The sequence below is a fragment of the Gemmiger formicilis genome, assembly GCF_016901605.1.
Taxonomy (GTDB): domain Bacteria; phylum Bacillota; class Clostridia; order Oscillospirales; family Ruminococcaceae; genus Gemmiger; species Gemmiger formicilis_B.
This window is the reverse complement of sequence record NZ_JACJKP010000292.1, coordinates 1-1794: the sequence shown is the minus strand read 5'-3', so window position 1 is coordinate 1794 and position 1794 is coordinate 1. Positions and strand designations below refer to the sequence as shown.

Annotated in this window: 2 protein-coding genes; both read right to left on the bottom strand. The window is 54.1% G+C overall.

Annotated features, from left to right (window positions below):
- Positions 1 to 925, bottom strand: a 925-nt coding sequence (locus H6B10_RS14290; protein WP_204652211.1) for a cobyrinate a,c-diamide synthase, incomplete at its 3' end; no start/stop codon positions are given.
- Positions 918 to 1794 (bottom strand): precorrin-6Y C5,15-methyltransferase (decarboxylating) subunit CbiT (gene cbiT / locus H6B10_RS14285; RefSeq protein WP_204652210.1); only part of this gene is annotated, 877 nt, incomplete at its 5' end. The genes H6B10_RS14290 and cbiT, both read right to left, overlap by 8 nt.

The window sequence follows — 1794 nt, the reverse complement described above, 5'->3', positions numbered from 1 at the left end:
GCATGGAAACGTTTTGGCTGAGTGCTTCCGCGTACAGTTCGGGATATCCGCCCGGGAGATACACGCCTCCGCAATGCTCCGGCAGGTCCGCATCATGCAGAGGACTGAAAGGAATCAACTGCGCCCCGGTATCCTGCAGAGTATCCCATGTTTCTGCATAACAAAAGCAAAAAGCCTCGTCCCGCGCCACAGCAATCCGGGGCCGTTTTGATGCTGTCACAGATTCCTTTGCATAACACCGGTCAGGACGCTGACAAAGCGCCAGAATTCCGGGCAAGTCCAATGTCTTTTCGGCCTGTTGGCCCAGCTGCTCAATTCGCTGACTCACATCTGCTATTTCTTCGGCAGTATATAAACCCAAATGGCGGCTTTGGAATGCAGCCTGTTCCATCGGCGGCAAATATCCCAGAACCGGAAGGCCCGTTTCTTTCTCGAGCATTGGAGCCAATGATTGATAAAGCATCGGTTTGCAATCATTCAGTAAAATTCCCACCAAATGATTCTTACGGCGAAATTGCTGCAACCCGCGTACCATGGCGGCCAATGTCAGGCTTGCGCCCTTAGGGCGCAAAACCAGAAGTACCGGCAGGTTTAAGACATCGGCCAGGTGCCAGGCGCTGGCACGAGTTGTCGTCCCCCCCAAGCCGTCATAAAACCCCATAACACCTTCGCACACCGCGGCACCATGGCCGGAGGAATACCGGGTGAAAAGGGTTCGTACCGTTTCCTCTGAAGAGAGGAACAAATCCAGATTGTGGCTTTCCAACCCCAGTACAGACCGATGAAACATAGGATCAATATAATCCGGACCGCATTTAAATGCGCAGGGAGATAATCCTTTCTGTTTCAACGCCGCCAGCAAAGCACAGGTCATAACGGTTTTTCCGCCACCTGACTGGGGCGCGGCAATCATACACTCAATCATCACAATGCACCGTTACCAAAAACACCGGATTTTGCGCCATCATCAGATGCAAACATCCCATCGGTTTCGCCTGGCTGGCCGCAAGCTGCACAACTTGCGGCTCAAGATTATGTTCACGGCAAAAAGCAAGGACTGCCTCCAGTGTTTCCAGCGCAATACAGCTTACACAAATGCGTGCCTGTGGATTTTTGGCAAGTGCCGCCGACAGGATCGCGGATATCTCCCCTTTGCTGCCGCCGACGAAAATCGCATCCGGTGCAGGGAGATTTTCCAGAACTTGCGGTGCATAGCCTTCCACTGTGTGTAGGTTCCAGGTATGGAATTTTTGCCGGTTGTTCCTGATCAGTTCCAGCGCAGACGGTTCGCACTCTACAGCATAAACGCTGCCCTTTTGGGCAGCCGCAGCCAATTCTACGCTGACGCTTCCTGTACCGGCACCGACATCCCACAAAACATCTTCCGGCTGTATACCCAAAGCGGCTATGGCAGCCGCCCGTACAAAGCGTTTGGTCATAGGCACTTTACCGCGTTCAAACCATGTATCCGGCCACCCCGGGGAGCGCCGGGGCGGCTGCTGTACAGCTTCGGTCAGCAGTACACACAAAGGACCAAAATCTTGCTTTGCCATCTCTGCTGCACGGCCGGTGCGGACAGAAGCATCCGGATAACTCAGGTTTTTTCCTACCGTAACGGCAAGATCCCCCAATCCGGCTTCCGTCAGTTGTTTGCAAAGTTGCGGAACTCCCAGTCTTCCGCCGGTTAAAAAGAAAGTCGGTTTCCCCTGCAGCACCGCTGTTACCGCGTCACACTGTACACCATGCGCCGAAACAAGGGTCCAATCCTGCCAGGGACGATGCAGCGCCGCTGCC